The organism is Hydrogenophaga sp. (genome assembly GCF_030656115.1).
Lineage (GTDB): Bacteria > Pseudomonadota > Gammaproteobacteria > Burkholderiales > Burkholderiaceae_C > Hydrogenophaga.
This window is the reverse complement of sequence record NZ_JAUSOO010000031.1, coordinates 45,967-53,382: the sequence shown is the minus strand read 5'-3', so window position 1 is coordinate 53,382 and position 7,416 is coordinate 45,967. Positions and strand designations below refer to the sequence as shown.

The following is a 7,416-nucleotide window of genomic DNA, read 5'->3' as shown; positions in this document are numbered from 1 at the left end:
AGCAGGCGGTTGAGCCAGCTGTGGATCACGCCGTCGCCAGGACGCAGGGCCACGCCGCCGCGGCTGCTGATGAACTTGGGCAGTTCGCGGTGGGTTTTCACGTCCACGGGTTTGGGGTAGGCAGCCGTGTGGCAGAAGGACTGCATCACCAAGTCGGCGCTGAAGCCCAGGCAGGCCAAGTCTTTCAGTTCATCGCGGGTCATGGGGCCGGTGGTGTCTTGGCTGCCCACGGTGGTCATTTTGGGTTCGCAATACGTACCGGGACGCACGCCCTGGCCTTCTGGCAAACCAACGGCGCGACCGACCATTTTTTGCGCCAGCGTGAAACCGGCGTTGGTGGCGGTGGGCACGCTGGGCAGGCGGAACAGCGTCGAGGCTGGCAGACCCAGGAATTCGCGGGCTTTGGCGGTCAGGCTGCGGCCAATGATGAGGTTGATACGACCACCGGCGCGCACTTCGTCAAACAGCACGTCGCTTTTCAGCTTGAACTCGGCCACGGTTTCGCCGTTTTTGACCAGCTTGCCGTCGTAGGGCAGCACGTCGATGACGTCGCCCATTTCCAGCTTGGACACGTCCACTTCAATGGGCAGCGAGCCGGAGTCTTCTTGGGTATTGAAAAAGATGGGGGCAATTTTGCCGCCGAGGGTGACGCCGCCGAAGCGCTTGTTGGGCACGAAGGGGATGTCCTGTCCGGTGGCCCAAACCACCGAGTTGGTGGCCGACTTGCGCGAAGAGCCGGTGCCGACCACGTCGCCCACGTAGGCCACCAGATGGCCTTTTTTCTTCAGGTCTTCAATGAACTGCATCGGGCCGCGCTTGCCATCTTCCTCGGGCTTGAAGGCTGCGTCCGGGCGGGTGTTCTTCAACATCGCCAGGTAGTGCATGGGGATGTCGGGGCGCGTGGTGGCGTCGGGCGCGGGCGACAGGTCGTCGGTGTTGGTTTCACCGGGCACCTTGAACACGGTGACGGTGATTTTTTGGTCCACTTCGGGGCGGCTGGTGAACCATTCCCCGTCGGCCCAGCTCTGCATCACTTCTTGGGCCACGGCGTTGCCGGCCTTGGCTTTTTCGGCCACGTCGTTGAAGTAGTCAAACATCAACAGGGTTTTCTTGAGCGCGGCACCGGCCACGGCGGCCACTTCGGCGTCGTCCAGCAGCTCAATGAGGGGGTGGACGTTGTAGCCGCCGACCATGGTGCCCAGCAGCTCGGTGGCTTTGGCTTTGGAGATCAGGGCGACCTGGATGTCACCGTGCGCCACAGCGGCCAGGAAGGATGCCTTGACCTTGGCCGCATCGTCCACGCCCGGGGGTACGCGGTGCGTGAGCAAATCCATCAGGAAAGCGTCTTCGCCTGCGGGCGGTGCCTTGATGAGTTCGATCAGGGCAGCCACCTGCTTGGCATCGAGGGCCAGCGGCGGAATGCCCAGCGCAGCGCGTTCGGCGGCGTGGGCGCGGTAGTCGGACAGGAAGGTTGCAGACATGGCGTTCTCCAGGAAAAAAGGAAATGTTCGTGGGTCTTGAAAAAAGCAACCGTGGGTTGCAAGCAAGCTCAGTGCCGCCCAGCACCGGTCCCGGTGGCGGTCGAAACAAAGTAGTGCCGCACCGGTTCGGGGAGCTGCACCCCAGTGCGGTGCGCGCGCTCCAGCAACTGCCAGTAATAACGGTAGCTGGCACGGTCGTGCAGGCGCCCTTCAAATTGCACCGGAGCCCAGTCGGTGGAGGCGGCGCGTTCAATAATGCAAGCTGCGTCGTGCACCTCGCCCTCGTTGGGTGCAAAAGCAGCCACGATGGCACGGATCTGGTCGGGGTGGATGCTCCACATGCGGGTGTAGCCCAGTTCGTTGGCGGCTTTGCGAGCGGCTGCCTTCAATGCCGACAGGTCTTTGAACTCGGTGACCACGCAATGCGAGGGCACTTTGCCGTGGGCGTGACACGCCGAAGCCATGTCGAGCTTGGCGCGCAGCACCAACGGGTGACCGAACTGGCCCGCTACACCCATGGCGCTCGCCGGTATGGCGCCACCGTGGGCCGAGACAAAGTCCATCAGGCCAAAACTCAGGCTTTGCACCCGAGGGTGGGCCGCGATGTCAAATGCGCGGTGCACCGCCGCTGGCGATTCAATGAGCACGTGCAGCGGCAACGCAGTGGCTCCAGCAGCGTCCAGCGCGGCCACGGCACGTTGCACATCGGCCACCGATTCGACCTTGGGCACCATCAGGTGCGTGAGACGCGCGGCCGCCCGGCCAGCAATGGAGGCTACGTCGGCATCGAAATGGGGATGGTCCACTGGGTGAACCCGCACCGCCACACGGGCTCGCGCCTGGGCCGCCAAGACCAGCTCGGTCACCAGCGCGGCATGCTCAACCTCGCCACCCACCGGAGCGCCGTCTTCGCAGTCCAGCGTCACGTCAAAAACGCAGGCACCCAACTCGTCGGTCATCTCGGCCTGCAACTGCAGGCTTTTGCGCATGCGCGCCTCAACCCCGCTGTAGTGATCACAGACCGGCAACGCAAACGCGCCGGCCTGTGCTCCTGCAAGGATGTCGCGCGGGTGAGGCATCACAGACGGGTTACCAAGCGGTTACAGCAGGTGCTTCACACCGTCTTTTTCGCCTTCGAGCTCGGCCAGGGTCTTGTTGATGCACTCTTGCGAGAAGGCATCGATTTCCAGGCCTTCGACCACGGTGTATTCGCCGTTGGCGCAGGTGACGGGGAAGCCGAACATCACGTCCTTGGGGATGCCGTACCAGCCTTGCGAAGGGATACCCATGGTGACCCATTCGCCGTTGGTGCCCAGGGCCCAATCGCGCATGTGGTCGATGGCGGCGTTGGCGGCCGAAGCGGCCGACGACAGGCCGCGCGCCTCAATGATGGCGGCGCCGCGCTTGCCCACGGTGGGCAGAAACACGTTGGCGTTCCATTCCTGATCGTTGATCATGTCTTTCACCGAAGCGCCGTCGATGGTGGCGAAACGGTAGTCGGCGTACATGGTGGGCGAGTGGTTGCCCCACACGGCCAGCTTCTTGATGGACGACACGGCCTTGCCGGTCTTGGCGGCCAGCTGGCTGGCGGCGCGGTTGTGGTCCAGGCGCAGCATGGCAGTGAAGTTGCCCGGCTTGAGATCGGGGGCCGACTTCATGGCAATGTAGGCGTTGGTGTTGGCGGGGTTGCCGACCACCAACACCTTGACGTCACGGCTGGCCACGGCATTCAGGGCCTTGCCCTGGGCGGTGAAGATGGCGCCGTTGATGGCAAGCAGCTCGGCGCGCTCCATGCCTGGGCCGCGGGGGCGCGAGCCAACCAGCAGCGCGTAGTCAGCGTCCTTGAAGGCGGTCATCGGGTCGCTGTGAGCGGTCATTTCAACCAGCAGCGGGAAGGCGCAATCGTCCAACTCCATCATCACGCCCTTGAGCGCCTTTTGCGGGCCGTCCACCGGCACTTCCAGCAACTGCAGGATCACCGGCTGGTCTTTGCCCAGCATCTCGCCCGAGGCGATACGGAACAGCAGGGCGTAACCGATCTGACCAGCGGCACCGGTAACGGCAACACGAACGGGCTTCTTGCTCATGGTGAAAACTCCAGAAAAGGACGTTGGGGAACGAAAAAATAGGATGTGAAACGATCCCTGAAACACGGAAAACAAAGGATCCGACCAACGGTCCGTGCATCAAGGCCTGTCTCCAAGTGTACCCTCGCAAACCCGGATACGTCAATTTGTCTTATGTCTTATATAAGATATGATTGCGATGACCGAGCGGTACCGCAGAGTCCACAGAACCCATGGCCAACCCATCCGCACACCCCCCTGAACCGCCACCCCAAGACGGCCGCATTGCGGCCGAGGGTACGGAGCACTCGGCTGCCGATGGTCCAACCCAACCCAGCCATATCGCACCTGCGTTCAGCCCGCTTTACCAGCAAATCAAAACACTGATCTTGCGCAGCCTGCAGGCCGGAGAGTGGAAACCGGGCGACATGATCCCCAGTGAATTCGACCTGGCTGCGCGCTTTCGCGTGAGCCAGGGCACGGTGCGCAAAGCCATCGACGAACTGGCCACGGACAACCTACTGGTACGCCGCCAGGGCAAAGGCACCTATGTAGCCACCCACGCCGAGCAGCACATCCAATACCGTTTTTTGCGCCTGCTGCCCGACACCGGCGACCTTGCTGGCCAAGGCCCGGCCGAGCGCCGCATCATCGAATGCCGCCGTTTGCGTGCCAGCGCCGAGGTGGCTCGCCAGCTGGCGTTGCGCACGGGCGACCCGATCCTGCAGGTCAAGCGCGTGCTGGCCTTTGCCGGCACACCTGCCATTCTGGAAGACCTGTGGCTACCCGGCGGTCCCTTCAAAGGCCTGACGCTGGAAACCTTGTCTGAAGACAAGGGGCCGATGTACGCGCTGTTTGAAACGCAGTTTGGTGTGCGCATGGTACGCGCCACCGAAAAGATCAAGGCCGTGAGCGCCGACGCCGACGCAGCCCGGTTGCTGGGTGTACCCGAGGGCCACCCGCTGCTGAGCGTGGAGCGCCTTGCCTGCACCTACAACGACGTGCCCATGGAGCTGCGACGCGGCTTGTACCGCACCGAATCGCGCCACTACCGCAACGAACTCAGCTAAGCCACGCATGCACCAGTGCCATGAAAGTCAGAGCAAACATCCGAGTGTCAGCCTCCGGTATGCTGCGTTGCAATAGAATTTGACAGCCCGTGGTCTGAGTTACCAACGAGTTACATCCCCCTTCCAAACCCCCTGTCCTCCCCGGAAGAAAGCCCCACCATGACCGAGTTGACCAAGAAGCGGCCCGAGTTCCGCAACATCAACGCCTTCAAGGATCTCACCACCTACCGCTTGCCACTGGCGGGCTGGGTGTCGATCCTGCACCGCGCCAGCGGCGGCCTGATGTTCATTTTGTTGCCGCTGATCGTCTGGCTGTTCGACACCTCGGTGTCTTCGGAACTGTCGTTCGAACGCTTCAGCGCCGCCTTCTCGGTGGGTCTGGGTTTTGTGCCTAGCTGGTTCTTCAAGCTGGTCGTGCTGGCCATCATCTGGGCTTACCTGCACCACCTGATCGCCGGTGTTCGCCACCTCTACATGGACGCCCGCCATGCGGTGAGCAAAGAGTTCGGCAAGTCTTCAGCCATCGCCACCCTGGTGCTGAGCATCGGCTTGACCGTGGTGCTGGGCGCCAAGCTGTTTGGCCTGTACTGATTCACCGCGAGGAAATAACAACATGTCTGTCAATTTCGGATCCCACCGCGTCGTCACTGGCGCCCACTACGGTTTGCGCGACTGGCTGGCGCAGCGCGTCACCGCCGCCCTCATGGCGCTGTTCACACTGATCGTGCTGGTGCAGGTGCTGTTCACCAGCGGCCCCATCGGCTACGAAACATGGGCTGGCATCTTCGCCGCTCAATGGATGAAAGCACTCACATTCGTGATCTTCGTTGCCCTTGCTTACCACGTGTGGATCGGCATGCGCGACATCTGGATGGACTATGTCAAGCCCGCAGGCATTCGCCTCGCGCTGCACGTCTTCACCATCGTCTGGCTCGTGGCCTGTCTGGGCTGGGCTGTTCAAGTTCTCTGGAGGCTCTAAAGCCATGACCGCAACTGCAAATCTTCCCAAGCGCCAATTTGATGTGGTGATCGTCGGTGCTGGCGGCTCCGGCATGCGCGCCTCGCTGCAACTCGCCCGCGCCGGCCTGAAAGTGGCTGTTCTCTCCAAAGTGTTCCCCACCCGCAGCCACACCGTGGCGGCGCAGGGTGGCGTGTCGGCCTCGCTGGGCAACATGAGCGAAGACAACTGGCATTACCACTTCTACGACACCATCAAGGGTTCGGACTGGCTAGGCGACCAGGATGCCATTGAGTTCATGTGCCGCGAAGCCCCGAAAGTGGTTTACGAGCTGGAACACTTCGGCATGCCGTTCGACCGCAACCCCGACGGCACCATCTACCAGCGCCCCTTCGGCGGCCACACCGCCAACTACGGCGAAAAGCCGGTGCAACGCGCTTGCGCCGCCGCCGACCGCACCGGCCACGCCATGCTGCACACGCTGTACCAGCAAAACGTGGCCGCCCGCACCACTTTCTTCGTCGAATGGATGGCGCTGGATCTGATCCGCGACGCCGAAGGCGACGTGGTGGGCGTGACTGCCCTTGAAATGGAAACTGGCGAAACCTACATCCTGGAAGCCAAGACCACCTTGCTGGCCACCGGCGGTGCAGGTCGCATCTTTGCGGCTTCCACCAACGCCTTCATCAACACCGGTGACGGTCTGGGCATGGCGGCTCGCGCCGGCGTTCCGCTGCAAGACATGGAGTTCTGGCAGTTCCACCCCACCGGCGTGGCCGGCGCGGGCGTGTTGCTGACCGAAGGTTGCCGTGGCGAAGGTGCGATTTTGCTCAACAGCAACGGTGAGCGCTTCATGGAGCGCTACGCGCCCACATTGAAAGACCTGGCGCCACGCGACTTCGTGTCGCGCTGCATGGACCAGGAAATCAAGGAAGGCCGTGGCTGCGGTCCCAACAAAGACTACGTGCTGATGAAGCTCGACCACCTGGGTGCCGAGACCATCCGCAAGCGCTTGCCGTCGGTGGAAGAAATCGGCCACAACTTCGCCAACGTCGACATCACCCGTGAGCCCATTCCGGTGGTGCCCACCATCCACTACCAGATGGGTGGTATCCCCACCAACATCCACGGTCAGGTGGTTGCACCCGACGGACAAGGCGCCCAAAAAGTGGTCAATGGCCTCTACGCGGTGGGTGAATGCGCTTGCGTCTCCGTGCACGGAGCCAACCGCCTAGGCACCAATTCGCTGCTGGACTTGCTGGTGTTCGGTCGTGCTGCCGGCAACCACATCGTCGAATTCAACGACAAGAACAAGACCCACAAACCACTGCCCGCCGATGCGGCCGACAAAACCCTGGCTCGCCTGGCTCGCCTGGACAACACGACCAGCGGCGAATACGCGCAGGACGTGGCCAACGACATGCGCGCCATCATGCAGCAACACGCGGGCGTGTTCCGCACCCAGGCGTCCATGGACGAAGGTGTGACCAAAATCAACGCATTGCGCTCGCGCGTGGCCAACATCACCCTGGGCGACAAGTCCAAGGTGTTCAACACCGCCCGAATCGAAGCGCTGGAAGTGGACAACCTGATGGAAGCCGCACAGGCCACCATGACCTCAGCCGCCGCCCGCCGCGAGTGCCGTGGCGCCCACACCGTCAACGACTACGAGCGCCCCGCCGATGACGCCCAGTTCCCACTGGGTCGCAACGATGTCGAATGGATGAAGCACACGCTGTGGGACAGCGCCACCAACAGCCTGTCGTACAAGCCCGTGAACTTGAAGCCGCTGACCGTGGCCTCGGTGCCGCCCAAAGTGCGCACGTTCTAAGCCAGCGTCC

The 7,416-nt window shown here is 62.6% G+C and carries 6 protein-coding genes and 1 pseudogene; 4 read left to right on the top strand and 3 right to left on the bottom strand.

What is annotated here, in order from left to right; genetic code table 11:
• From Q7J58_RS03825 to Q7J58_RS03815, 3 genes and pseudogenes are all read right to left on the bottom strand, one after another.
• Positions 1–1,481: pseudogene (locus Q7J58_RS03825) on the bottom strand (aconitate hydratase B); the annotation flags it as partial.
• 68 nt (positions 1,482–1,549) lie between these two features.
• Entirely contained in the window at positions 1,550–2,560 is a 1,011-nt protein-coding gene (locus tag Q7J58_RS03820) for an aldolase/citrate lyase family protein (RefSeq protein WP_304823656.1), read from the bottom strand.
• A gap of 21 nt (positions 2,561–2,581) precedes the next feature.
• A complete protein-coding gene (locus Q7J58_RS03815) occupies positions 2,582–3,568 on the bottom strand; it encodes a malate dehydrogenase (RefSeq protein ID WP_304823654.1) in 987 nt (328 codons plus the stop codon).
• 212 nt (positions 3,569–3,780) lie between these two features.
• Here Q7J58_RS03815 and Q7J58_RS03810 point away from each other — a divergent pair, with 212 nt between their 5' ends.
• From Q7J58_RS03810 to sdhA, 4 genes are all read left to right on the top strand, one after another.
• Positions 3,781–4,617, top strand: coding sequence for a GntR family transcriptional regulator (locus Q7J58_RS03810; protein ID WP_304823651.1), 837 nt, complete (start codon positions 3,781–3,783; stop codon positions 4,615–4,617).
• Positions 4,618–4,776: 159 nt separating this feature from the next.
• Positions 4,777–5,208, top strand: a complete 432-nt coding sequence (gene sdhC / locus Q7J58_RS03805) for a succinate dehydrogenase, cytochrome b556 subunit (RefSeq protein ID WP_304823648.1) — start codon at positions 4,777–4,779, stop codon at positions 5,206–5,208.
• A 22-nt stretch (positions 5,209–5,230) separates the two neighbouring features.
• Complete coding sequence (gene sdhD / locus Q7J58_RS03800) at positions 5,231–5,596, top strand: succinate dehydrogenase, hydrophobic membrane anchor protein (protein ID WP_304823645.1); 366 nt, start codon at positions 5,231–5,233, stop codon at positions 5,594–5,596.
• Positions 5,597–5,600: 4 nt separating this feature from the next.
• A complete protein-coding gene (sdhA, locus tag Q7J58_RS03795; RefSeq protein ID WP_304823642.1) occupies positions 5,601–7,406 on the top strand; it encodes a succinate dehydrogenase flavoprotein subunit in 1,806 nt (601 codons plus the stop codon).
• Positions 7,407–7,416: the final 10 nt, after the last annotated feature.